At 49.7% G+C, this 24,129-nt stretch carries 21 protein-coding genes, 17 tRNA genes, 1 rRNA gene and 1 riboswitch; of the genes, 32 read left to right on the forward strand and 7 right to left on the reverse strand.

What is annotated here, in order from left to right; all coding sequences use genetic code 11:
- From LQ229_RS03420 to LQ229_RS03505, 18 genes are all read left to right on the forward strand, one after another.
- Positions 1-125, forward strand: a 23S ribosomal RNA gene (locus tag LQ229_RS03420); the annotation flags it as partial.
- Between the two features lie 144 nt (positions 126-269).
- Positions 270-345, forward strand: a tRNA-Asn gene (locus LQ229_RS03425).
- A 4-nt stretch (positions 346-349) separates the two neighbouring features.
- Positions 350-440, forward strand: a tRNA-Ser gene (locus tag LQ229_RS03430).
- A 6-nt stretch (positions 441-446) separates the two neighbouring features.
- Positions 447-521 (forward strand) — tRNA-Glu (locus tag LQ229_RS03435).
- A gap of 86 nt (positions 522-607) precedes the next feature.
- Positions 608-683 (forward strand) — tRNA-Val (locus LQ229_RS03440).
- Between the two features lie 10 nt (positions 684-693).
- A tRNA-Met gene (locus LQ229_RS03445) sits at positions 694-770 on the forward strand.
- 9 nt (positions 771-779) lie between these two features.
- Positions 780-856, forward strand: a tRNA-Asp gene (locus tag LQ229_RS03450).
- Between the two features lie 20 nt (positions 857-876).
- A tRNA-Phe gene (locus LQ229_RS03455) sits at positions 877-952 on the forward strand.
- 16 nt (positions 953-968) lie between these two features.
- Positions 969-1,044: transfer RNA gene (locus LQ229_RS03460), tRNA-Thr, on the forward strand.
- Between the two features lie 13 nt (positions 1,045-1,057).
- Positions 1,058-1,143: transfer RNA gene (locus tag LQ229_RS03465), tRNA-Tyr, on the forward strand.
- A gap of 14 nt (positions 1,144-1,157) precedes the next feature.
- Positions 1,158-1,231 (forward strand) — tRNA-Trp (locus tag LQ229_RS03470).
- Between the two features lie 23 nt (positions 1,232-1,254).
- Positions 1,255-1,330 (forward strand) — tRNA-His (locus LQ229_RS03475).
- Positions 1,331-1,344: 14 nt separating this feature from the next.
- Positions 1,345-1,419, forward strand: a tRNA-Gln gene (locus LQ229_RS03480).
- A gap of 4 nt (positions 1,420-1,423) precedes the next feature.
- A tRNA-Gly gene (locus LQ229_RS03485) sits at positions 1,424-1,498 on the forward strand.
- A gap of 7 nt (positions 1,499-1,505) precedes the next feature.
- Positions 1,506-1,579, forward strand: a tRNA-Cys gene (locus LQ229_RS03490).
- A gap of 13 nt (positions 1,580-1,592) precedes the next feature.
- Positions 1,593-1,681 (forward strand) — tRNA-Leu (locus LQ229_RS03495).
- Positions 1,682-1,691: 10 nt separating this feature from the next.
- A tRNA-Arg gene (locus LQ229_RS03500) sits at positions 1,692-1,768 on the forward strand.
- Between the two features lie 80 nt (positions 1,769-1,848).
- Positions 1,849-1,931: transfer RNA gene (locus LQ229_RS03505), tRNA-Leu, on the forward strand.
- 377 nt (positions 1,932-2,308) lie between these two features.
- On the opposite strand, the gene LQ229_RS03510 is transcribed toward LQ229_RS03505, so the two are convergent.
- Positions 2,309-3,349: an HD-GYP domain-containing protein gene (locus LQ229_RS03510; RefSeq protein ID WP_216537110.1), complete on the reverse strand. Its 1,041-nt coding sequence runs from the start codon at positions 3,347-3,349 to the stop codon at positions 2,309-2,311.
- A 259-nt stretch (positions 3,350-3,608) separates the two neighbouring features.
- On the opposite strand from LQ229_RS03510, the gene LQ229_RS03515 reads away from it, so the two are divergent.
- The 7 genes from LQ229_RS03515 to LQ229_RS03545 all read left to right on the forward strand — a co-directional run bounded on the left by LQ229_RS03515 (position 3,609) and on the right by LQ229_RS03545 (position 8,290).
- Complete coding sequence (locus LQ229_RS03515) at positions 3,609-3,908, forward strand: hypothetical protein (protein ID WP_216537111.1); 300 nt, start codon at positions 3,609-3,611, stop codon at positions 3,906-3,908.
- Between the two features lie 27 nt (positions 3,909-3,935).
- On the forward strand, positions 3,936-4,610 hold the full coding sequence (locus LQ229_RS03520) for a PspA/IM30 family protein (protein ID WP_216537112.1): 675 nt from the start codon (positions 3,936-3,938) through the stop codon (positions 4,608-4,610).
- Positions 4,611-4,613: 3 nt separating this feature from the next.
- On the forward strand, positions 4,614-5,129 hold the full coding sequence (locus LQ229_RS03525; protein ID WP_216537113.1) for a PspC domain-containing protein: 516 nt from the start codon (positions 4,614-4,616) through the stop codon (positions 5,127-5,129).
- A 2-nt stretch (positions 5,130-5,131) separates the two neighbouring features.
- Positions 5,132-5,806, forward strand: coding sequence for a PspA/IM30 family protein (locus tag LQ229_RS03530; RefSeq protein ID WP_216537114.1), 675 nt, complete (start codon positions 5,132-5,134; stop codon positions 5,804-5,806).
- A 109-nt stretch (positions 5,807-5,915) separates the two neighbouring features.
- On the forward strand, positions 5,916-6,563 hold the full coding sequence (gene liaF, locus LQ229_RS03535; protein ID WP_216537115.1) for a cell wall-active antibiotics response protein LiaF: 648 nt from the start codon (positions 5,916-5,918) through the stop codon (positions 6,561-6,563).
- A 19-nt stretch (positions 6,564-6,582) separates the two neighbouring features.
- A complete protein-coding gene (locus tag LQ229_RS03540; protein ID WP_216537116.1) occupies positions 6,583-7,662 on the forward strand; it encodes a sensor histidine kinase in 1,080 nt (359 codons plus the stop codon).
- Complete coding sequence (locus tag LQ229_RS03545; protein WP_290370013.1) at positions 7,631-8,290, forward strand: response regulator transcription factor; 660 nt, start codon at positions 7,631-7,633, stop codon at positions 8,288-8,290. The genes LQ229_RS03540 and LQ229_RS03545 overlap by 32 nt, the downstream gene beginning before the upstream one ends.
- A 45-nt stretch (positions 8,291-8,335) precedes the next feature.
- Here LQ229_RS03545 and LQ229_RS03550 read toward each other — a convergent pair whose 3' ends face one another.
- On the reverse strand, positions 8,336-8,668 hold the full coding sequence (locus LQ229_RS03550; RefSeq protein ID WP_216537118.1) for a hypothetical protein: 333 nt from the start codon (positions 8,666-8,668) through the stop codon (positions 8,336-8,338).
- Positions 8,669-8,869: 201 nt separating this feature from the next.
- Here LQ229_RS03550 and LQ229_RS03555 point away from each other — a divergent pair, with 201 nt between their 5' ends.
- The 3 genes from LQ229_RS03555 (at position 8,870) to LQ229_RS03565 (ending at position 13,053) form a co-directional block, all read left to right on the forward strand.
- Positions 8,870-9,604 carry a YwmB family TATA-box binding protein gene (locus LQ229_RS03555; RefSeq protein ID WP_216537119.1) on the forward strand — a complete coding sequence of 245 codons (735 nt, stop codon included), beginning with the start codon at positions 8,870-8,872 and terminating at the stop codon, positions 9,602-9,604.
- Positions 9,605-9,755: 151 nt separating this feature from the next.
- Complete coding sequence (gene zwf / locus LQ229_RS03560) at positions 9,756-11,306, forward strand: glucose-6-phosphate dehydrogenase (RefSeq protein ID WP_216537120.1); 1,551 nt, start codon at positions 9,756-9,758, stop codon at positions 11,304-11,306.
- 160 nt (positions 11,307-11,466) lie between these two features.
- Positions 11,467-13,053 carry a peptide chain release factor 3 gene (locus LQ229_RS03565; RefSeq protein WP_216537121.1) on the forward strand — a complete coding sequence of 529 codons (1,587 nt, stop codon included), beginning with the start codon at positions 11,467-11,469 and terminating at the stop codon, positions 13,051-13,053.
- A 24-nt stretch (positions 13,054-13,077) separates the two neighbouring features.
- Here the strand turns inward: LQ229_RS03565 and LQ229_RS03570 are convergent, their stop codons facing one another.
- From LQ229_RS03570 to sspI, 5 genes are all read right to left on the reverse strand, one after another.
- A complete protein-coding gene (locus LQ229_RS03570; RefSeq protein ID WP_216537122.1) occupies positions 13,078-14,205 on the reverse strand; it encodes an FtsW/RodA/SpoVE family cell cycle protein in 1,128 nt (375 codons plus the stop codon).
- Positions 14,206-14,286: 81 nt separating this feature from the next.
- A riboswitch (M-box (ykoK) riboswitch) is annotated at positions 14,287-14,463 on the reverse strand.
- Positions 14,464-14,554: 91 nt separating this feature from the next.
- A complete protein-coding gene (locus LQ229_RS03575) occupies positions 14,555-15,634 on the reverse strand; it encodes an efflux RND transporter periplasmic adaptor subunit (RefSeq protein WP_216537123.1) in 1,080 nt (359 codons plus the stop codon).
- Positions 15,635-15,646: 12 nt separating this feature from the next.
- Positions 15,647-17,014, reverse strand: a complete 1,368-nt coding sequence (locus tag LQ229_RS03580) for an ABC transporter permease (RefSeq protein ID WP_216537124.1) — start codon at positions 17,012-17,014, stop codon at positions 15,647-15,649.
- On the reverse strand, positions 17,004-17,705 hold the full coding sequence (locus LQ229_RS03585; protein WP_216537125.1) for an ABC transporter ATP-binding protein: 702 nt from the start codon (positions 17,703-17,705) through the stop codon (positions 17,004-17,006). The genes LQ229_RS03580 and LQ229_RS03585 overlap by 11 nt, the downstream gene beginning before the upstream one ends.
- Positions 17,706-18,225: 520 nt before the next feature.
- Positions 18,226-18,450 (reverse strand): small acid-soluble spore protein SspI, encoded by a 225-nt coding sequence (gene sspI, locus LQ229_RS03590; RefSeq protein ID WP_216537126.1) that lies wholly within the window; start codon positions 18,448-18,450, stop codon positions 18,226-18,228.
- A 135-nt stretch (positions 18,451-18,585) separates the two neighbouring features.
- On the opposite strand from sspI, the gene LQ229_RS03595 reads away from it, so the two are divergent.
- From LQ229_RS03595 to iolD, 4 genes are all read left to right on the forward strand, one after another.
- Entirely contained in the window at positions 18,586-19,284 is a 699-nt protein-coding gene (locus LQ229_RS03595; protein ID WP_216537127.1) for a TrkA family potassium uptake protein, read from the forward strand.
- 70 nt (positions 19,285-19,354) lie between these two features.
- The gene (locus LQ229_RS03600) at positions 19,355-20,152 is read left to right on the forward strand and encodes an RNA methyltransferase (protein ID WP_216537128.1); all 798 of its coding nucleotides are present in this window, start codon (positions 19,355-19,357) and stop codon (positions 20,150-20,152) included.
- Between the two features lie 427 nt (positions 20,153-20,579).
- Positions 20,580-22,034 carry a PAS domain S-box protein gene (locus tag LQ229_RS03605; protein WP_216537129.1) on the forward strand — a complete coding sequence of 485 codons (1,455 nt, stop codon included), beginning with the start codon at positions 20,580-20,582 and terminating at the stop codon, positions 22,032-22,034.
- Between the two features lie 215 nt (positions 22,035-22,249).
- Positions 22,250-24,115 (forward strand): 3D-(3,5/4)-trihydroxycyclohexane-1,2-dione acylhydrolase (decyclizing), encoded by a 1,866-nt coding sequence (iolD, locus tag LQ229_RS03610; protein WP_216537130.1) that lies wholly within the window; start codon positions 22,250-22,252, stop codon positions 24,113-24,115.
- The last annotated feature ends 14 nt before the right edge of the window (positions 24,116-24,129 follow it).

Consider the following 24,129-nt stretch of genomic DNA (forward strand, 5'->3'; position numbering starts at 1 on the left):
CCCCCCTCAAGATGAGATTTCCCAATTCGTAAGACCCCTTGTAGACGACGAGGTTGATAGGTTGGAGGTGGAAGCGCAGCAATGCGTGCAGCTGACCAATACTAATCGGTCGAGGGCTTATCCTAAAACATACCCCAAAAAGTGACGATATGCTTCGAAGCGTATTCCGATTACTTTTCGGGGGACCCCGAATAAAGGATAACACAAGAATTCGCGTTTGTTTCGCATCTAGTTTTCAGGGAGCAACTCCTTGAATTGAATATTATTGTTCCCTGATAGCTCAGTCGGTAGAGCACTCGGCTGTTAACCGAGTTGTCACAGGTTCGAGTCCTGTTCGGGGAGCCATTATGGAGAGCTGTCCGAGTGGTCGAAGGAGCACGATTGGAAATCGTGTATACGTTAACCGCGTATCGAGGGTTCGAATCCCTCGCTCTCCGCCAGTATGTGGCCCGTTGGTCAAGGGGTTAAGACACCTCCCTTTCACGGAGGTAACAGGGGTTCGAATCCCCTACGGGTCACCATTATTTCTCTTTGATAACCATCATCATCGAAAAATGACTTGCAATATCCTAGAAGAATCTGATAAGATATTGATTGTCGTTAAATCGGAGGCTTAGCTCAGCTGGGAGAGCATCTGCCTTACAAGCAGAGGGTCGGCGGTTCGATCCCGTCAGCCTCCACCATATACAATATCGCGGGGTGGAGCAGCTCGGTAGCTCGTCGGGCTCATAACCCGAAGGTCGCAGGTTCAAATCCTGCCCCCGCAACCAATCAAATACGGAGCTGTGGTGTAGAGGCCTAACATGCCTGCCTGTCACGCAGGAGAACGCGGGTTCGAATCCCGTCAGCTCCGCCATTTACTTTCGAAACGATTAAGGCTCGGTAGCTCAGTCGGTAGAGCAGAGGACTGAAAATCCTCGTGTCGGCGGTTCGATTCCGTCCCGAGCCACCATTGAACAACAACATACGCCGGTGTAGCTCAATTGGTAGAGCAACTGACTTGTAATCAGTAGGTTGGGGGTTCAAGTCCTCTCGCCGGCACCATGCAGCACAATGTGGAGGCTTAGCGAAGTGGCCAAACGCAGCAGACTGTAAATCTGTTCTCTGACGAGTTCGGTGGTTCGAATCCATCAGCCTCCACCATTCCTTAACAATACAGGGGCATAGTTTAAAGGTAGAACAGCGGTCTCCAAAACCGTTAGTGTGGGTTCAATTCCTGCTGCCCCTGCCAGAATAACTTGTTTCATTCATATGGCGGTCGTGGCGAAGGGGTTAACGCACCGGATTGTGGCTCCGGCATTCGTGGGTTCAAGTCCCATCGATCGCCCCATAATTTCATCTTATTGGGGATTAGCCAAGCGGTAAGGCAACGGACTTTGACTCCGTCATTCCAAGGTTCGAATCCTTGATCCCCAGCCATTATGCGGACGTGGCTCAGCGGTAGAGCATCGCCTTGCCAAGGCGAGGGTCGCGGGTTCGATTCCCGTCGTCCGCTCCATTTATTAGGCGCCATAGCCAAGTGGTAAGGCAGAGCTCTGCAAAAGCTTTACCCCCAGTTCGAGTCTGGGTGGCGCCTCCACAATCTTCACCGTGCGGGAGTGGCGGAATCGGCAGACGCACAGGACTTAAAATCCTGCGGTAGGTGACTACCGTACCAGTTCAAGTCTGGTCTTCCGCACCAGTCATCATATGTGCCCTTAGCTCAGCCGGATAGAGCGTTTGACTACGAATCAAAAGGTCAGGAGTTCGAATCTCTTAGGGCACGCCATGTAACATCTTGTCGGGTTGCAGAGGTTGAAATTCCCTCTTTACTTGACGAAAGAAACATACTATAATCATATAGTACATGCCGGTGTGGCGGAATTGGCAGACGCGCGCGACTCAAAATCGTGAGGGAAACCGTGGGGGTTCGAGTCCCTTCACCGGCACCATATTCTTCATAACCTTCTTGTCCTTGAAACTGGAGATTTCAAGGACTTTTTTGATTTTATTTGACAGATTTAATTCTTCGGAAACTTTAACGCCAATTACTACTGTTGTTTAGGCTAGTTCGTTGCGAAAATGGGAAGTAGCGGCAAAAACAGGAGCTAATTTAGCGTGGTTTGACAAGTATGCGGATTTTTGGGACTTTTAGAGCCAACTTTTCCATTTAATTAGTTTGCACTGAGGCTAGGGCAATAATTAACGCCGCTTTTTGGATCTATCGATAAACATTTCACAAATTGTACTGTTAAGGAAACGATTTTCTCAAGTAACAAGAAACACCGGCCGGAAGCGCGCGCTCCGTGACCGGTGTTTTTTGATACGGCTAACCGTTCACCTGTTCGATATGGAGGTAGGTTTGCTTGCTTAAATCGATGAAATTGCCGCCAACCTGCACTAACGGGCGGGTCGGATCATGAGAATTGATCATAACGATATTCCCTTTGCTTCCGTCAGTTAACAGAACTTCGCTCCCGGTGAGCGATTGCATCATTTTATCAAGGAAGATATGTATAACTTTGGCGTCGAACGCACCGTAAGCGTTCTGGTTCATCTGTTTGAGCGTCTCGTAGAAAGGAGTGGCGTTTCGATACACCTTGTTTGAGCTCATCGCGTGAAATACGTCGGCAACGGCTACAATGCGGCTAAATAGATCGATCTCTTTCTCGCGAATCCCGTACGGATATCCGCTGCCGTCATGTCTTTCGTGATGCTGGAGCGCCACTAGAGCCTGTCTATGCGTCGTTCCGGCCGTGCTTTGAATGAGTTCGTAACCGTATATCGTATGTTTTTTCATTTGTTCGAATTCTTCGGCCGTTAGCGCTCCCGGCTTGTTCAATATATGTTCCGGCACCATCATTTTGCCGATATCGCATAATGTGGCGGCCATCGTCAAGTCGGATAATTCCTCATTGGGCAAGCGAAGCCATTTCCCGATCATTGAAGCGATAATGCCGACTGCAATCGTATGGCGGTACGTATAATCGTCCATTGCGCGAAGCGATGAAAAAATGCGAAACAAATTAGAAGTTTCGGCTGCATTCCGGATCGTCGGAATGACCTGATCATGAATATCTTCGAGCGGGATTTTGTTCTCGAAACGGACCTCCCTGAAAATATCCTGGACCATGGAAACGCTTTTATCAATGAGCGCTTTATGACCGTTTTGTTCGTTGGATGGCGGCGTTTCAAGCGGGTAAACATCATGCATGGAGATGTCGATTTGATGCTGCCCGATCATTTGCAAATGTTCTTCGTTCAGAACGGTTAAAGCCGGAACGATCAGAAGTCCCGTCTTATTGAATATATCTCGCTTCAACTGGCAGCCGAGAAACTTCTCAGTCGATAGCGCGCTCTCTCTGACCATCTGATTTCCTCCAATCGAGTGGGAATAGTTCGTTATTCCTATTACCATATTTTACATTAGAAGAGTGATTTCTACAATTGAGAATTGTTGAATCATAGCGAAATACAGGTTTCCAATCGACATCATACCTTAAGTCGATAGTGTACCCCGACCTAGGTCTAGGTGCAAAAACCGTCGTGGGTCCGTTTTGAAAAAAAGCGAAACAACCTAAAATAAAGACATAAGCAAGAAAGAAGACGAAAGGCGGTGAATCATTGCAATGAGAACAAATAAAAATTTTGGAATTGCGATAGCAATCATCGGATTAGGGGTTATCCTCCTACTCTCAAAGTTCGGCATCCTTGGCGGATTGATGGGGTATATCATTCCGATCCTAATGATCGCCCTCGGTTATTACGGAATTAAACAAGGCAATAAATTTTTCGGTTGGATCATTTTGATCATCGGTACCATCGCGCTTGTCAGCAAGATGGCTTGGATTTTCGGAATACTGCTCGCGATCGGTTTGATCGTTTTCGGAATATCGATGCTGTCCGACCGAAGAAAATCATATCGATGAAGTAAATGAAGGATAGGAGGCCGAAAGATGAGTGTTATTCGTCGGGTAAGGGACATAACTGCTGCAACGTTAAACGACCGTTTGGAACGGTCGGAAGATCCGGTGCGCTTGATTGACCAGTTTCTCGTCACGACTAAGCAGGAAATCGTCGAAGCGGAAAGATTGTACCAGCAGTATTTAATGCACGCGAATCAAATGAAGCAGCAGCTTCAACAAGCGCAGTTGCTTCGGGATAAGAGGGAACAACAAGCGCTGCTCGCCCTAAAGGCGGAAGAAGAACATATCGCTAAAATGGCATTGCAAGAAAAAATCCAGCAAGAAGAAAAAATCGAACAGTACACGGAACTGTACGAGCAAAGCAAAAACGCCATTTTGGAGTTGGAAGACCAAATCAATATGTTGAAGTCGGAGTATCAAACCGTCTTCGACAAACGTCAGTATTACTTCGCCCGGATGGAATCGCTTCGATTGCAGCAGCGAATGAATCAAAGAATGGGCGCATACGGAATGCAAGACGTTCCGCGCATGTTTCAACGCTTGGAAGACCGCGTCTCCGACTGGGAGCTGGAATCGCGCAGTTTGCGGGATCTGCGCCGGATGGGGCAAGAATTCGCGGTGCAGGCGGGAACGACTTTGCAATCGGCGCTTGACCGCGAGCTAAACCGATTAAAGCAGAAATTGGAGGATAGCGGAAAGGAGTAAAAGATGACCAAATTATATCGTTCTAACCGTGACAAAACATTTACCGGTCTTTGTGGCGGATTGGCGGAAATGCTGGGGATGGACTCTACCCTGATTCGAGTCTTGGTAGTGATTCTAACGGTCTTTACAGGCGGGACCGTACTGTTCATCTACATCGTAGCCAGCTTGGTCGTACCGAAAGAACCGACTTATCCGCCTTTCGGCCCGTTCGGTCCGGGTCCGGGTCCGGGCTATGGAAGCAACGGCTTCCACGGGTACAATCATAACAAATACGGCGGGTATGGAAACCAGGGCCCCGTTCCGCCAAACGGTCCTTTCGGGCCGTCATACGGACCGAGACCCCAAGGCCCGTCGGGATTTGGAACAAACATGAACGCTGGCGGTCCTGTCAACGGATCGAATCCGGCGAACGCATCGCCGATCGATGCGGCCATGGAAGATATCGAGAAAAAAGCATTGAAAAAAGAATTGGAAGAACTACGCGCCAAAGTTGCGAAATATGAGAAGGGAGATGTTTAAGAATGGGAGTATTTCAAAGAATTAAAGATATGACGAAAGCGTCGATTCACGACTTGTTGGATAAGGTGGAAGATCCGGTTGTCATGTTGAACCAATACTTGCGCGACATGGAAGGGGAAATTCACGAAGCGGAAGTAACCGTTGCGAAACAAATGGCGAACGAACGCCGCGTGAAACAACGTTATGACGAAGCGGCCCGCATCGCGGGAGAGCGCGAAGCGCAAGCGGAATTGGCGCTGCGCAACGGACAGGAAGAAGTTGCCCGCAAATTGCTTGAGGAAAAAATTTATTACGATCAAAAAGTTTCCGAGTACAGCAACATGCATATCGAAGCCAAAACACAGGCCGACGAGTTGATGAAGCAACTGCATGAAATGAAAGACGAGTACTACAAGCTGCGCAACAAACGCAATGAACTTGCGACTCGCGCGCAAATGGCGAAAGCGAAAAAGCAAATGGCCTCCATCACTACGCTGCATACGATTGAAGGCGGCGGAGCGGCCCGCGGTTTCCAACGGATGGAAGAGAAAATTATGCAATTAGAAGCGGAAGCCGACGTTATCCGCGCTCCGTACTCGGGCAGCAATCTGTACAGCCCGCCGGTCGATGCTGAGAAGCAGCTCAAGGTGGAAGAACAATTGAACGCATTGAAAAATAAATTGAACGACAAAAATTAAGGTTTCGATTTTCGCGAAATTCTGATAGACTATGATAGGCAAAGCCATACGGCGCGTTCCACGGCCGGATGGCTTTCCATCCTTTTCGTTGAGCATAAGGAGGTGCGGCATGGATCAGCGTAACCGAAACTTGGCGATCATCTTGATAGCGATAGGCGCATTTATATTGTTAAGCCGGTGGGTTAGCATTTTGACAATTGCCGCCCTCGTTCTTATCTTTTTTGGCGTGAAAAGACTGCGCAGCAATGAAGGAAAAAGCAGCTACAAGCTGTTAATTGTCGGCGCCATTCTGCTAATGTTCGACAATTTTACGATGATTTTCGGCATCGTACTTATCTCGCTCGGCCTATTCTATGCCAAATCCAAGAAGGCTCATCGCGACGAACGTTATATCCAGCGGCATAATTTGCATAGCAGCATTCAATGGAATCGCGAACCGTGGATATTGCGCAGCATTAGCCTATGGCATGTCGTCGGCGATATCGAAATGGACTTCTCATTGGCTATTCCCGAAAGCATGGAAAACGTCGTCGTTCTGCAAGGGGCGTTCGGCGATATCGACATAACGATCCCGGACGATATCGGCGTGTATATCGAAGCCTCGGTGCTCCTCGGACAGGTCAGCTTCGATCAGGATCAAGACTCGGGATTGGTGAACAAAAGGGTGTGGCAATCGCCGAATTATGAAATGAGCGAACATAAAGTGAAACTGTTTATTTCCTATATCGTAGGAGATATTGATATCCGATTGAACTAAAGAAAGGGGAATCGTGCGTTTGGAACCGAAAAAAACGACCAATATGGTCATTCGAAGCATGGGTCAAACGATTCTCTTTTCTTTAGTTTTGTTTGGCGTTATCATATTTTTAATGAAGTATTACGGCTATATCAAGCCGTTCGCGTCTTGGGTCGAAGGGGTGAACGCAAGCGTTACGGCCATTTTGGTCGTCGCGGTGATCGCCGCCGTATTCGGTTTTATTCAAAGCCATACAATAAAAAAGAGGCTGGATACGCTGCGCGATTCGGTATTGCAAATGGAGAAAGGCAATTTGTCCACGCCGTTGCCCGATTTAGGGGGCGATGAAGTCGGCCAGCTTGCGGAGCAGGTGAGACGAATGAGCAAAAAATGGGAAGAGCAAGTGAATTCGCTGCAGCGGCTTTCGACGAACAATGCGCAGTTGGCGCAGAAGGCTAGGTTTACTGCGATCATTGAAGAACGGCAGCGGCTCGCGCGCGAATTGCATGACGCGGTCAGCCAACAACTGTTCGCCATTTCCATGACGGCGACGGCCGTCGGGAGGACGCTCGAGAAAGATTTCGACCGGGCCCAGCGGCAGGTGAAGCTGATCGAGGAAATGGCTTCCGTTGCGCAATCGGAAATGCGCGCGCTGCTCTTGCATTTGCGTCCGGTTCACTTGGAAGGAAAAGGGTTGGAGCAAGGATTGCAGGAACTGCTGTCGGAGATGAGGGCGAAGGTGCCGATGGAAATCGTCTTCGAAATGGATGAGAACATTCAACTGTTAAAAGGGATAGAAGATCATATATTCCGAATCGTTCAAGAAGCGTTGTCCAATACGCTGCGTCATGCGAAAGCGACCAAAATGGAAATTAAGCTGAAGCTCCGGGCGGACGGCGTTCGCGTTCTGCTCAGGGATAACGGCGTCGGTTTCGATTTGGACGTGCAAAAACAAGCTTCTTACGGTTTGAAAACGATGCAGGAACGGGTCAATGAAATCGGCGGTTCCATTCAAATTATGACTGCGCCGGGTAAAGGAACGAAAATTGAGATCCGGATCCCAATCGTAAAAGAAGAAAGCGGAGGTCATGGGGAAGATGGAAACGGAATCGACGATTAAAGTATTGCTGGTTGACGATCATGAAATGGTAAGAATCGGCCTTGCCGCCGTATTGAATACGGAAGACGGCATCGAGGTCGTTGGCGAGGCGAGCAACGGCCATGAAGGGATCCGGTTGGCCCAAGAATATAAGCCTGACGTCGTGCTTATGGACTTGGTCATGGAAGGTATGGACGGCATCGAGACGACAAGGAAGCTGCTTGAGCTCCACCCCGATTGTAAAGTAATCGTGCTGACCAGTTATTTGGACGATGAGAAGATGTATCCGGTCATCGAGGCGGGCGCATTCAGTTATTTGCTCAAAACGTCGCGCGCGGGAGAAATTGCCGAAGCGATTCGGGCCGCGGCCCGCGGGCAGTCGGTGCTCGAATCGCAAGTCGCCTCGAAGATGATGAACCGATTGCGGCAACCGAAGGCGAGCGCAGCGGCCCACGAAGATTTGACCGACCGCGAAATGGACGTGCTTCGTCTGCTCGCGCAAGGGAAATCCAATCAAGATATCGCGGACGAATTGTTTATCGGCGTCAAAACCGTAAAATTTCACGTAACGAACATATTGGCGAAGCTGAACGTCGAAGACCGTACGCAAGCGGCCATTTATGCATATAAGAACGGATTGGCTGAATGAGAATAAACCCGGAATTTCCGGGTTTTTGGCTATTCTCCAAGCTTATTAAATGAACACGAGGAAGAGAAGTGCTAGCAAGGCCAAATCCAAAGCGATGCCGGCGCCGTATCCGAAACCACCATACGGATATGGGGCGAATGCGTTAAGTTTCGCGGAGTCTTTGTTCGCTACTTTCTTGCCTTTTTGCTTGCCGCCTTTCTTGGATGTTTTCGAATGGCCGTTCGTCAAGACAGACGGGTCGCCGTCCAGGAACAATTGACCGTTTCTGCAACCGGTGATCCGTCCGATGTATTGTCTGCCATCCTTCATAACGGCGCATACATAATACCCGCAATACGGATTGATAGCATCTTCGGTTAAAGGATAAATCGGAACCATAGATGCAGGGCACCTCCTATTATTAGTTTTCAAGCGAATGTGACAGGGCGGAAACATTCTTTAGATTCAGTGTATTCGATAGGCTTATCCCTTGTATGGTTACTAACCTATATGAGAAACGCCTATTTTTCCGAACGGCTTTATGGCGGAAGTGAAAGCGACGCTCTACGGCGGATTGATTTCGAGGAAAGGGGATACGCTATGAGGAAGGCGATATGGTTCGTATTCATTGCGCTGCTTGGGGCGGGGATCGTTGTTGCGATAATGGCGGGGATCACGCGTCCGGGGGATCGTCTTGCCGGCGATTTGGACATGCTGTGGTCGTTAGGCGAAGCGGAAGGAGCCGAGCGGATCGTCGCCAAATTGAACGGAAGTTTGGTCTATCGTCCCGATCAATCCGATTTCGCCGAAGAGGCGCGGCGAATCGGCGAAAGGTTGGCTTTTCCCGGCGGACAAATCCTTCAGGAACAAGGGAAAGAAATATACCGGGCCGTATCGGATCAGCCGAACGATAAGCTGCAACTGACAGTCTATAAAGAAGAAGACCACATGATAGGGTTCGTCGTTGAAATGGCGGGGGAAGGACGAGACGGTTACCGCAAAGTGGCGGACCGGTTGCGGAAACAGACGGAACGATTGCGCCGGCATCGGATTCCATACCGCTGGAATGCAACCGTTCAGGGATATGCGGGCAATGGCGGGACGGCCGATTATGATGCGATCACCGCACGGATTGCCAAACGCGTGAAGATGAAAGAGATGGAACGGTACACGGATGAGACGACGGTTAGCGCGACTTACTTCGCCCCGGAAATCGATGTCGGAATCGAGAGCGGGGGGAAGACCGTCAATTTGCAAATCGCGGTCCATGACGATCGCGAGAAGGATAAATCCCGTATTTCTATTGGAATTCCGCTTATTACGATCGAATATTAACCGAATTATGCCATCATATATTGAAAAAAATTTTTAATTGGATAGCGTAAAGCGATCAATTATGTTAAAATGACATATTATCAAACAAGTTTTCATTCCAGAATGGAAAAACACGTAAGTGCCTAAAATACATATAGGAAGAATGAGGACCATGATACAAAATCAAAACAACGAACATGCACTGACATCTGGAGCCGTCTTTTTCATATTCGGAGCGACAGGCGATTTGGCAAGCCGTAAATTGTTCCCCGCGCTTTATAGTTTATACCGGGAAGGGAAGTTGGCGGAAAATTTCGCCGTCGTCGGCGTAGCGCGCCGTCCGCGGACGAATGAAGAATTCCGGGAGGACGTATACCGCTCGATTCAAGAATTTTGCCGTTACAAAACGGAAGACGCCGAGCAATGGAACCGATTTGTCAAACATTTTGAATATAAATCGCTGGACATTAACAATGTCGAAGGCTTTCGCGAACTCAACGCGCAGACGGAAGCTTTGGAACGAGAATTCGATATTCCCGGCAACCGGCTTTTCTATTTGGCGCTTGCGCCGGAACTGTTCGGCAGCGTTTCGCAAAATTTGCGGGCCGGCGGCATGCTGGACACCGACGGTTGGCATCGGCTAGTCATCGAGAAGCCGTTCGGTTACGACTTGGAATCCGCGCAGAAATTGAACGAACAAATTAACGAAGTGTTCCGCGAAGAGGAAATTTTCCGTATCGATCATTATTTAGGGAAAGAAATGGTGCAAAATATCGAGGTTATCCGGTTTGCCAACCAATTCTTCGAACCTCTCTGGAACAACAAACATATCGCCAACGTTCAAATTACGTTAAGCGAAACGGTCGGCGTTGAGGAGCGCGGCGGATACTACGATCATGCCGGCGCGCTGCGCGACATGGGACAGAACCATATGCTGCAGATGTTGACGATGATCGCGATGGAACCGCCTAGCCGGCTCCATCCGGAAGATATCCGCGACGAGAAGGTGAAGGTTCTCCGCTCGCTGCGCAAATTCGCTTCGGCGGAGGAAGTGCGCGAGAATGTCATCCGCGGCCAATATACCGAAGGCGAACTGAACGGCAAACCGTTGCCGGGTTACCGGCAGGAAGATAAAGTGAATCCGGAGTCGGTAACGGAAACGTATTTCGCCGCCCGGGTGTTCGTCGACAATTTCCGCTGGGCGGGCGTTCCGTTCTATATCCGTACGGGCAAGCGTCTGCCGGTTAAGACGACGGAAGTCGTCGTCGAATTCAAGCGGATGCCCACGAATGTCTATTTAGGCCAGAAGCATAAATTGGAACCGAACTTGCTTGTCATTCGGGTGAATCCGATGGAAGGCATCTATGTGAAGATCAATGCGAAGAAGCCGGGCTCGGAATCGGAAATTCAACCGCTCGCGATGGATTTTTGTCAAAGCTGTCTCGTCGGCATTAATTCGCCGGAAGCGTACGAACGCCTGATCTTCGATGCGGCGCGCGGCGACTCCACTTATTTCACGCGCTGGGACGAGGTCGCTTCGGCTTGGGCTTTCGTCGATCGGATCGCAGAAGCTTGGGCGGAAGGAACGGACGATTTGCAGCAATATCCGGCCGGTACGTGGGGGCCGAAGAAAACCGACGAAATACTGGAGAAGGACGGTTTTCACTGGTGGCCGGTCAACGGACAAGTGGAAGACAACGTAGTTTGGGTGAAAGGCTCGTAAACAAACGGCAAGATGTCCTCAAGCGGAATATCCGCTTGGGGCATTTTTGTCTTTCGGACGCCGAAAGACGCCAACCCGCGATCGCGGAAAAAAATCACGTTTTGACGCGTTTTGTGGTACAATAATAGCTATGTGATTTTCGTATGGAAGGGATAAAACTATGAGCAAAACGCTTTCGGAACAAATTAGCAAAGAGGTGGATAAACGCAGAACGTTTGCCATCATCTCCCACCCCGATGCGGGGAAAACGACGTTAACGGAAAAGCTGCTTCTATTCGGAGGCGCCATTCGGCTGGCAGGGACGGTAAAAGCGCGCAAAGCCTCGAAGCATGCAACGAGCGACTGGATGGAAATCGAGAAGCAGCGGGGCATCTCCGTCACTTCATCGGTTATGCAGTTCGACTATAACGGCCATCGCGTCAATATTCTCGATACGCCCGGCCACCAAGACTTCAGTGAAGATACGTACCGGACTTTGACGGCGGCGGATAGCGCGGTCATGTTGATCGACGTGGCCAAAGGCGTCGAGGCGCAGACGATCAAATTGTTCCAGGTTTGCGCCAAACGCGGCATTCCAATTTTTACGTTCATTAATAAGCTGGACCGCGAAGGGCGCAGTCCGTTCGAGTTGATGGAAGAAATCGAACAAGTGCTGGGCATCCGTTCCGTACCGATGAACTGGCCGATCGGGATGGGGCGGGACTTATGCGGCGTATACGATCGGGCGAAAAATCAGGTGGAACTGTTCCAAGGGGACGATCATTCCGTCATTAAGGTACAAAAGGTGGAAGATTACCACGATCCGGTAATTCGCGAGATGGCGGGACAGTTTCTGCATGACCAACTATGCGAGGAATTGGAACTGCTCGATGTCGCCGGCGATCCGTTCGATTTCGAGAAAGTGAAGCGGGGCGAATTGACGCCGGTTTTCTTCGGCAGCGCGATCAACAATTTCGGTGTGCAGACGTTTCTTGAAAATTTCCTGCAGCTTGCGCCGAAGCCGGCTCCGCGCCAAACGATCGAAGGGTTGCTGGAGCCTACCGACGAGAAATTTTCCGGTTATATATTCAAAATCCAGGCGAACATGAATCCGGCTCATCGCGACCGAATCGCATTCCTGCGCGTTTGTTCCGGGAAGTTCGAACGGGGCATGGCCGTGAAGCATGTGCGCGTCGGTAAAGAAATCAAGCTATCTCAGCCGCAGCAATTTCTGGCGCAAGACCGCGATATCGTTCAGGAAGCTTATCCGGGGGATATTATCGGCTTGTTCGATCCCGGCATATTCCGCATCGGCGATAGCTTGAGTCAAGGTTCCGAGGTGACATTCGACGAACTGCCGACGTTCTCGCCCGAATTATTCGCCAGAGTCACGGTCAAGAATGCGTTAAAGCATAAGCAATACCAGAAAGGCGTCGATCAGTTGACGGAGGAAGGAACGATTCAGGTGTTCTACTCCACGGGGACGTTCGACGAGACGATTCTCGGCGTTGTCGGCCAGCTGCAATTCGAAGTGTTCGAATATCGGATGAAAGCCGAATATGGCGTGGAAGTGCTGCTGCAGCGGCTGCCGTTCCAATTCGGCCGCTGGGTTGTCGGCGACAGCATCGATCCGGCGAAATTCCGCATTAATTCGCAGCTTGTCAAGGACAAGAAAGACAATTACGTCGCCTTGTTCGAGAACGAATATGCGATGCGGACCGCAATCGACAAAATGCCTGACGTAAAATTTCTGGAGACGGCTCCGTAAGAGCCGTCTTTTCTTGTATTGCGATTAGGGGATATCGTGCCTGTTCCGATGCGTTCTGACGCTGAGAACGAGCCCTACCGCGATCATATTCGTCAATAAGGAGCTTCCTCCGTAACTTATAAAGGGCAGCGCGATTCCCGTCATCGGCATCATGCCGATATGCATGGCGATATTCTCGAAGATTTGCAAAGTCAACATTGAAATGACGCCGACCACGATGTACGACCCGGACAAATCTTTGCATTCGGACGCGATGCGGATCATCCGGTAGAAGAGCAGGAAGAACAAGATGAGCAATAACGCCGAGCCTGCAAACCCGAATTCTTCTCCGATGACGACATAAATAGAGTCTGCGTAATTATAAGGGATGAATCCGTTTTGCGTATAAAAACCGTGCTGAAACCCTTTGCCGAACAACTGCCCCACCCCGACGGCGGTGAGCGAATTCATGACATGCCAAGCGGAATTCGGATCCGCCCCGGGGTCCAGAAACGTTTGTATCCGTTCTAATTGATGCGGCTTAACAATTTTGGAGAATAGATTGAAATCGAAATAATACAAAGCAACGATGAGCCCGACGATGGCAGCGGCCGTTCCGGCGCCGACCGCAATATGTTTGATACGGATATTGCCCGACCATAGCATGCCGATATAAATGCTGATGAATACGATCGCCGTGCCTAAATCGGGCTGCATCAAGACCAACACAAACGGTACCGCCGTGAACAGAGTAATCGGCAGGATGTCGCTCCACACTTGAAGCGCGTCGCCCTGCCTTTTTTCTTGCAGTTTGGCAATGACGAGAATGAGCGCAATTTTCACAAGCTCGGACGGTTGAAATTGAATAAAGGCGAGATTGATCCATCGTCTCGATCCGTTAATCGTTACTCCTTGGAACATGACATAGATGAGGAATACAATCCCGATTCCGTATAAAAGATAGGATAATTTACGAACGAAAATTCGATAATCGATAAGCGCCAGCACACAGACCAAAATACCGGATACCCCGTATAGCAGCAGGTTGTTCATGTGCAGTCCTTCGTATTTCGTAAGATTGGTTGCGCTGTAAATGGCGATGGTGCTCACGGCCATGAAAATGCCGACAATAAGCAAAATGATATAATCCAGTTCTCTCCACTTTTTAAACATGCATATTACCTCCAATAAAAAAAATGAATCCCCTAACTACTAGAGGATTCATGGAATATGCAAATGCAAATAGAAACTTCCGATGTCCCTCCAAGTCGAGTTTTGGCACTATACAACGTAAAGGCAACGTCGAGCGTTGTCTTAGCCACATTATGAAAAGCCTTAATCCGGCAATCCCTGTTCAACCCATGGGCATCTTTCGATATTTCTGGGCAGTGGCATCTGTTTGTATAGGAGCCTCACCTAACGAGGTAATTGGCAAATCATTTTATTATCTATAGCATCATACGACTCATGCCGATGAAATGTCAATACTTCTGGAGGAAAAAGATATAAATAATGGCAAACACTACTGAAGAACAACTTTGTCCCCTTCGTTCAGCCCGCTGATCACTTCGGTTTTATCCGCCGTCTCCAATCCGATTTCAATAAATGTTTTCTCGAGTCCTTCCGGGGTCTGCTTCATAACATAGTACTTGTCGTTTTCCCGCTGCACGGCCAGCGTCGGCACGACGACGATATTCTCCTTATTGGCGATTTCAATCTCGCCCGTCAAGCTGAGGCCGGCGATCAAATTCTCGTTCGGCTGCAGATGAATATTCACTTCGAATTGCGCGGCTTGGCCGGAGCTTTGATCCGTTCCCGACTTGGCAAATTTGGAGACGCGTTCGACGCTGCCCTCAAGCGTAATATTTTTCAGCGCATTGATCTTCACCTTAACCGGCATGCCCGGCTTGATCTGAAATACGTCTTGTTCGCCGACGTACGTTATCAGTTGAAGTTTGCCTAAATCGACGATTTTGCCGAGCCGGTCGCTTTCCTTGACGGCCTGCGGAATTTTGCTGGAATCTTCGAATAGAAATATGCCGGCGTCCGGCGCGGCAAACTTCGATTGGCCGAGCTTCTTTTTCTTTTCCTCAATATCCGTTCGATTGATCTGTTCATTAACTTCGTTTAATTCGTTTACAATTTTGTTTTGTTCTTTTTCCACAAAATATTTTTTCGATTCGTATTCCGTCGTCAATGGCGGAGCTTCGTGTTCGCTCATGGCAGCCTGCAGCTCATTCAATCTTTTTTCCAGCTGCGCCTTTTTGGAATTCGCCTCCATCAATGCAATATCGTTGCTGAGCTTGGTGCCGTCGAGCTCGAACATGATATCGCCTTTTTTCAATTGCGTCCCGTCTTTCACATGCCATTTCACAACATCGCCGGAATATGGCGCATAGATGAAAGTTTCATTCAAGTAAGAGGATTTCCCTTTCACTTCGATCGTCTTGGACAAATTTTCGCGGGTGACATCGAACTGCAGCATCGTTTCCGCTCCCAAATCGACGGGCGCTGCCGCCGGAGGTTTACTGAGCCGATATAAAAAGAAACTGATAGCGATAATGACGATTCCGAGGACGCCCAGCCAAATTTTTTTCTTCAATGATTGTTCCCCCTAATCTCGTTTAATTGCCGTTAAAGCATCGGTCCGCGAAGCGCTGATGGCGGGATAAATGCCGGACAGCACGCCCGTCAGCACGGCGAAGAAGATGCCGACCCCTAAAATCCAGGTAGAAATAAAGATGAGCTCGGATGTGCCGCTGTCGACCGCGGACAACAGCCCGTTAATGCCCCAAACGACCCAATAGGACAGCAGGATGCCGACCATGCCGCCGAGCAAACCGAGCAGCGCGGATTCGACGATAAACATGTTGCGTATTTGGCGCAAATTGGCGCCCAGCACTTTCATCACGCCGATTTGTTTCCGCCTTTGATATGTGGACATTGTCATCGCAACGACGATCGAGATCGAAGCGATGAAGAGCACGAACAAGCCCACTCCCAACGCGACGGTGCGAATAACGGCGAATTGCTCGTTTAACCGGTCTTGCTGATGCAAATTGTTTTGGGTGTTTAATTTTAGTTTTTTTATTTTCTCATCCAATGCTTTGACATGTTTCGTGTCGTCCACTTTCACGACAACTCTTGCGTAAGAGTCGAACCGCTCCATGCCGGCATTCGATCCGGTCGATTCTTTCATTGCGTTTTGAATTTGCTCCGCCATTTCATGCGATATGTATGCTTCCTTCATATATGGGATCGAATCTTCCGGGACCCCGCTCGGCTTGTTAAGAACTCCCGTTACGCGCGCGGGCACTTCGATCACCTTCGGCTGGCCGCTGCCGGAAGGATTGCCTGTGATGAGCAGCTTGATTCCTTTCTGGTATAGAGGCGTCGGAACTTTGTCCAAACTGCGGTACATTTCCCGCAGCTGCTTATTGTCCGGATTCGCCTGCAACTGTTTGTTCCGGATTTCGTCGGTGCGTTCGTCGTACAGGCCTAACGTCGCTCCGTAGCTAAGCACGATCGTATTCGGTTGATCGGAATAATTGCCTTGTTTGAACTCCTTGTCGAAATAGGTTAACGTGTCAAGATCGGTTGCGATCAGATTGACGCGGCCGTTTTTCTGGTCGTCGACGACGAAAGGGAAGTACCCCAGATCTTTAAAAGTCGCAACCGCTTTGACATGCGGGAAGCTGCGAATCAAGTCGAGCTTTTGTTTCGTAACTTTCCCATAGTCGTCCGGGCTTTCGTTCGAAGGTTCGCCGGAATTTCCCTCCGAATTGTCCATGATCGTAATTTCATCGATCTTTAAAAAGGCGTTCACTTGTTCCTGCGCATACTTTTGCGACGATTCGCCGAGCGACAGCGCAACGATGATTGCGGAGGAACCGATGGCGATGCCGCAGGCGCACATGGCGGTGACGACTTTGCGCCGTTTCAGCTGATCCCAGCCGATGCGGAGGTAATCTCTAAGCCTCATGCGCTATTCCCTCCCCCCATTCGTCGTCTTCGATCAATTGCCCGTCGCGCAAATGGATGATGCGTTTCGTTCGAATGGCGACTTCGCGTTCATGCGTAACGATGACGAATGTAATATGTAATTTCTCGTTCAGGTCGATAAGAAGATCGATAATTTCTTTCTCCGTCTTCGTATCCAGGTTGCCTGTGGGCTCGTCCGCAAACACGATGGAAGGCATCGTGATGAGCGAACGCGCAATGCTGACCCGCTGCTGTTGTCCGCCGGACAATTGCGACGGGAACAGCTCGGTTTTGTCCTGCAGGCCGACTTGATGGAGCAGCTCGATGGCCTTCTCTTTGCGCTCGCTAGGACGCATCCCCTGAAAGACGAGCGGCAGCTCCACGTTTTCGCGCACCGTCATATGCGATATAAGCTCATAGGCTTGGAATATAAATCCGATGTTCGTACGCCGGTATTCGGCCAGTTTGTTTTCGCTCATTTTCTCGATCGGCTGGCCGTTGATGATGATTTGTCCTTCCGTCGGTTTCATTAACCCGGCCATCAGGTTGAGCAATGTCGATTTGCCGGAGCCGGAACTGCCGAGCAATGCCACCATCTCCCCCTTTTCTACGGTAAAATTAATGTTTTTCAGTACGGGCGTATCTTCGCTGCCGTTGCGAAAAACATGCGAAAGATCATGTACGTGCAGCACGACAAATCCTCCCCTCTAAAAGTTTTGTGAAGCGATGCTTCTTCGATTGCCTGCGCAACAAAACTTGCTTCGAAAGCATGGGCTCTGTTTTGTGAAGCGATGCTTCTTCGATTGCCTGCGCAACAAAACTTGCCTGTGCACAAATCATGGAACCCGAACGCAACTAGCCCTTGCACAATTACTTAGACGATCATGATTCGGTTTTCACTTCAATTTTGTCGAAAAAAAATGAATGGAGGGGGATTTTCGCAAGGAGGGTTGTATGTTGTATGAAATACAATATTTGAGCGGGAAAAAGTGCAGGAGCCTAGTACCATGTTGCATCTCGTACAACAAAAACGCAAGCGGAAGGGCGAAACGCTCCGTTTGAGCGCCGCTATGTTGCAAATTTTACAGCATAGTTTGCGTAGCGAGGTAGAAAAATGGAGATATGTTGTATATTATACAAGATCAATCCCGGTTCTTATGTTCTCAATCAAACAAACCTGAGGGTGAGCCTCAGGTTCGGCGGCATGTTCGTTTAAGAAGAGGGCTTTGCTTTCAAGCCTTGCTGCAGCGCGTCGATTAGCTGATTTTGCGTGTTCGTATCAATTTGTTTCCATATCGTTTCAAATAAGACGCCAAGTCCCGGCAGCGCGCGTTCGTCTTGACCGATCGAATCCTCGATAATTTCGCGCAAATCTTCATTGGACTGGCCTTCGACCTTCTTCACGATCGCTTCCCGCAAACTCATAACTACTGCCATGATGAACGACCTCCGTGTTATAATGTTTTCCGTATTTAGCGTTCCCCAGATGGCTGTAATGGATTCAATGGATTCGTTTCGGCGCAGCATTCCGCACGTTTAATCGGGAAAGCTTTATGATATAATAGACGCAATATGTATTCTGAGCGGAGAGGGGTCGGAATCCTTTTGAGCAAAAAACAATTCGCGATTATCGGGATGGGCCGTTTCGGTTCGAGCGTTGCCCGTTCTTTGAATCAAATGGGGTATGAAGTGCTTGCGATCGATTCCAGCGAGCAAAAGACGCAAGAAGTGGTCAATTTCGTCACTCATGCGGTTTCGGCCGATTCGACGGACGAAGAGGCGCTCAAAGCGCTCGGGATCCGCAATTTTGACGTCGTTGTCGTTGCCATTGGACAAGACATTCAATCCAGCATTTTGACGACTTTGATTCTGAAAGATCTCGGCGTGCCGAAAATTATCGTCAAAGCGCAAAACGAACTGCACGGGAAAGTGCTGAACAAAATCGGCGCCGACAAAGTGATCTACCCGGAGCGGGACATGGGATTGCGCGTCGCCCATCATTTAATATCGCCGAACATTCTCGATTATATCGATTTATCCGACGACTACAGCATCGTCGAGATGAAAGCGGCGAAGCAAATGATCGGCAAAAATTTGATGCAGCTCAACATTCGGGCCAAATTCGGCTGCAACGTCATGGCGATCAAAAGCCATGGAACGATGAATATTTCGCCGTATGCGGAAGATATGATCAAGCAGGACGATGTGCTCGTTATCGTCGGCCGCAACCAAGACTTGCAGAAGATGGAAGTCGCTTACGCGGAGGAATAAGCGGCATCGCGGCATGAGGCAATGTATCGGCCGGCGATTCTTTACAGAAGTATACAATTAGGAGTTCATTATGGAAATAACGTCGAATCAAAATCCTCGCGTCAAACTATGGGCGCAACTTCTAAACAAAAAACATCGGGACAAACAGCGCAAATTTTTGATCGAAGGGATTCATCTCGTGCAAGAAGCGCTGGCCGCGAATACAGACATCGAGTGCATCGTATATTCGATCGAGCAAGGGCTGCCTGCCGAAATCGAACGCTCCGCCCGCGACCGCCTTAACGTCGAATGGATCGGAACGACGGACGCGATTATTGCCAAATGCAGCGATACATTAACGCCTCAGCCTATATTCGCTGTCATACGAAAAGGCTCCTCCCATGCGGATGAGTTGTTGAACCGCAAGCAAGCGCTTGTCGTGGCGGTCGACGGCGTGCAGGATCCCGGCAATTTGGGAACGATCATCCGCAGCGCCGATGCGGTGGGCGCCGACGGCGTCGTGATCGGCAAAGGAAGCGTCGACTTATACAATCCGAAGACGATTCGCGCCACGATGGGCTCGATCTTCCATCTGCCGATCGTCGAGGGCGACTTGGCGGAGCTGCTGCCCCTAGCGAAGGAGCGCGGCGTTCACATCGTCAGTACAAGCCTTCAGGCGGAGCGGCACTGCTACTCCTACGATTTCAACCAAAGCACATGGCTGCTTGTCGGCAATGAAGCGAAAGGGGTATCCGCCGCGGCATCCGCCTGGATCGACGACGCGATCATTATTCCGATGCATGGGGAGGCGGAATCGCTTAACGTTGCCATGGCAACATCGGTGCTGCTGTATGAAGCGCTCCGGCAGCGGCATTACGGCGAGAGGTAAGGGGAGCGGGGCGTGCAGCATTTTTAACGGAAGTGGAAGACCTTTTAGCGGAAAAAAACAAACTTTTCGGATTCTAACGGAACTCAGCGCTCTTATTTATTGTTTCTCTAGCGAAAAATGAGCGAATGACCGCAAATAAGGTTCCTCATTTCCGTTACATTTTGAAAAGCCGCGATTTTACTCAAATAAGGTCCCTTGGATCCGTTAGCCGTACAATACTAGATTAAAACTAAGAGACGAAATTCACGATTCGGTGTTCTTCGTCTCTTAATTTTTTTTACAAAAAACGAATCCTAACGAGGAAATATTGTTTCTTTAGCGAATTAATTCAATATTTTGGTATTGCCTTTCCCTATATTCAGACAGATTCCGAACTGTAGTCATACGATTGACATTGAAGTGTAGCGAATGGAGAGGGGATAAGCTCATGCATTTGAGGCAGGCTGATTTAATTGATTTCGCTTTCAATCATGCATCGATTGGAATGGCAATTGTATCTTTGGAAGGACGCTTTATCCAGGTAAACCGGGCGCTTTGCGAATTGATCGGCTACAATGAACGGGAGCTGCTGTCGATGAATTTTATGTCGATCATCCAGCATGACGATGCGGAGGAACATCGAGAGTGCTTCAATCAATTGGCATGCCGGGAAGTAGAAGCGTTTCACACCGAGAAGCGCTGCGTTCATAAGCAAGGGCAAATGGTTTGGTGCATGATTGTCACATCGTTAGTCTTCAACGAGAAAGGAGAACCGATATTTTTATTCGCCCAGTTCCATGATATTACGGCGAATAAACTGACTGAACTGGCACAGAAGGAAGTCGCGGCGGTATTAAAGGAAAAGGAAGAGTCCTTGCGCATTTTGATGGAAGAACTGCCGCTGGCGGTGCTCATTACGCAAAACGGCGTATGCAAGTATTTAAACGCCGCCGCGCTCGAATTGATTGAAGCCGACAGCGCAGAACGCTACTTAGGCACGTCTACGAACGAAATCGTCGATCCTTGCGATCACGAAAAGTTGCACGAACGGAGAAGAAAGTATCGCCATGGCGAGAAAATGGGAAGCGTCAAATATAAGGTCAATTGTTACAACGGCGATACGAAGTATGTGGAAGGCATTTCGATTCCGGCCACCTATTGCGGCGAACGTGCGGTAATCGGCGTATTTCAAGATATTACGGAACGGAAAAAGGAAGAAGAGCGGATGCTTCATTCGGAGAAGCTGTCGATATGCGGGCAACTGGCCGCCGGCGTGGCGCATGAAATTCGCAACCCGTTAACGTCAATCAACGGATTCATTAAATTAATGCGCACTTTGAAGCATGAGAAGGACCAGTATTATGACATCATCGAAGCGGAACTGAAAAGCATAGAAATTATTTGCAATGAATTGCTCTTGTTAGCGAAACCTAGCGTAATGACGAGAACGAAAACCGATATTGTACGGGTGCTGGAGCAGGTGATCGCTTTGATGAGCGTACAAGCGACGCTGAAAAACTGCGCGATCGTTGCCGCCTATCCGCAAGAAGCGATATGGCTAAGCTGCGATCCGAATCAAATCAAGCAAGTATTTCTCAACATTATTAAAAACGCCATTGAAGCGATGCATGGAGGCGGAAATATACATATCGACCTCACTATTCACGGGGAATACGCACATATATCGATACAAGACGAAGGATGCGGCATTCCTCCGGACAAGCTGCAAATGCTCGGTCAACCTTTTTATACGACGAAAGAATCGGGAACGGGATTAGGTTTAATGGTCAGTTACAACATTATTGACAATCATGGCGGCAGCATGTCGGTGGAGAGTGTGCCGGACCAAGGAACGACGTTTACAATCAGTTTGCCGATCATGGAATCTGCAGATTTATACTGAGCCCGGCATGGCGGAAGTCCCTGAATATCAGCTTCATTCAGGGATTTTTTGCGCTCCGATCATTGCTCTGCGTTCTCGCACAAAAAAGTGTTGCTTAATTTTCTATTTCATTATAATCTAAAGGTAAAGCGCTTAACCCAATACTAGTAATAAAATTAATGGAAATAGAATAAAGTATATAGATAAGCGCTTAACCTATGTGGAGGTGATGTTGCATGAGCAAGTTGCGATTGACGATGGCGCAGGCATTGCTCAAGTTTTTGGATTGCCAGTACGTTTCCGTCGACGGCGTAGAAACGAAGTTTGTACAAGGCGTGATGGGCATTTTCGGTCACGGCAATGTGACAGGCATCGGGGAAGCTTTGGAGCGCAGCCCGGGCGAACTGACGTACATACAGGGCAAGAACGAACAAGGAATGGTTCATGCTGCAACCGCTTACGCCAAACAAAAGAATCGCAAACAAATTTTCGCCTGTACGTCTTCGATCGGACCGGGCGCTTTAAATATGGTGACGGCGGCGGCGACCGCTACCGTAAACCGTATTCCGGTACTGCTGCTTCCGGGGGACCATTTCGCGGACAGGCAGCCCGATCCGGTGCTGCAGCAGCTGGAAGCAAGCGGAGATTACACGATGTCGACGACGGATTGCTTCAAGCCTGTCAGCAAATATTGGGACCGGATCGTCCGGCCGGAACAGCTGATGTCGGCGGCCGTTCAAGCGATGCGCGTCTTGACGGACCCGGCCGAGACGGGCGCGGTCACTTTGGCGCTGCCGCAAGACGTGCAAGCGGAAGCTTACGATTACCCGGCATCGTTCTTTGCCAAGAGAGTCCATTACATCGACCGCCGTCCCCCTGCGGCTAATACCGTCAAGCGCGCAGCGGAACTGATGTCGGGCAGGAAAAGACCGCTTATTATCGCCGGCGGCGGCGTGCTGTATTCGGAAGCGGAGCAGGAATTGCTGCGGTTTGCGGAAACTTTTCATATTCCGGTCGCCGAAACGCAAGCGGGGAAAAGCGCGATCTCATGGAAGCATCCGCTGAGCGTCGGCGGCGTGGGGGTGACCGGCACGCTGGCGGCAAATAAGCTGGCGAAGGAGGCGGACCTCATCATCGGCGTTGGAACGCGCTATTCGGATTTTACGACTTCATCCAAATCGGCATTCGAGCACCGGGATGTCCGGTTTCTCAACATCAATGTAAACGGCATGGATGCCGCGAAATTAAACGGCGTTTCCCTTCTCGCCGATGCGAGGGAAGGATTGCGGGCGCTTCGGGAAGCCTTGGCTGACTCTGGGTACCGCAGCGGCTACGCCGACGGGGAAATCGCCGCCCTGCAAGCGAAATGGAATGCCGAAGTCGACCGTTTGCACCTGCTTGAAAACGATCAAGGGCTAACGCAAACCCGGGCGCTGGGCGTCATGAACGGGACGATCGGTTCTTCCGCCGTCGTCGTCTGCGCGGCCGGCAGCTTGCCGGGCGATTTGCATCGGATATGGAGAAGCGAGGAACCGAAAACGTATCATATGGAATATGGATTTTCCTGCATGGGTTACGAGGTGTCCGGAGCTTTCGGCGCCGCGATGGCGGAACCTGACCGGGAGGTGTACGCCCTTGTAGGAGACGGCAGCTACTTGATGCTGCATTCGGAAATGGTGACAAGCTTGCAGGAAGGCATAAAATTTACGGTTTTATTATTCAATAATCACGGTTTTCAATGTATCCATAATTTGCAGAGAGGTCATGGAAGCGACGGCTTCGGCAACGAATTCCGTTATCGGGAAGCGGATACAAACCGGTTGACGGGATCTTATATGCCAATTGACTATGCCGCCCATGCTCGCAGCTTGGGAGCGAAGACGTATCAAGCCGGGACGGCGGAAGAGCTCAGGGAAGCTTTGCAACGGGCGAAGGAAGAAACGGTTACCGTACTCATTGAAATCTCGGTTTTGCCGGGGACGAATACGGACGGTTACGAATCTTGGTGGAACGTTGGCGTGCCGGAAGTGTCGGCAAGCGAGAAAGTCGTTGCCGAGCATGCGAAAAGGCGGCGGCGGATCGAGCGTATCAACTTATATTAGAAAGGAAGGGGACC

The organism is Paenibacillus sp. CECT 9249 (assembly GCF_918697855.1).
Lineage (GTDB): Bacteria > Bacillota > Bacilli > Paenibacillales > Paenibacillaceae > MSJ-34.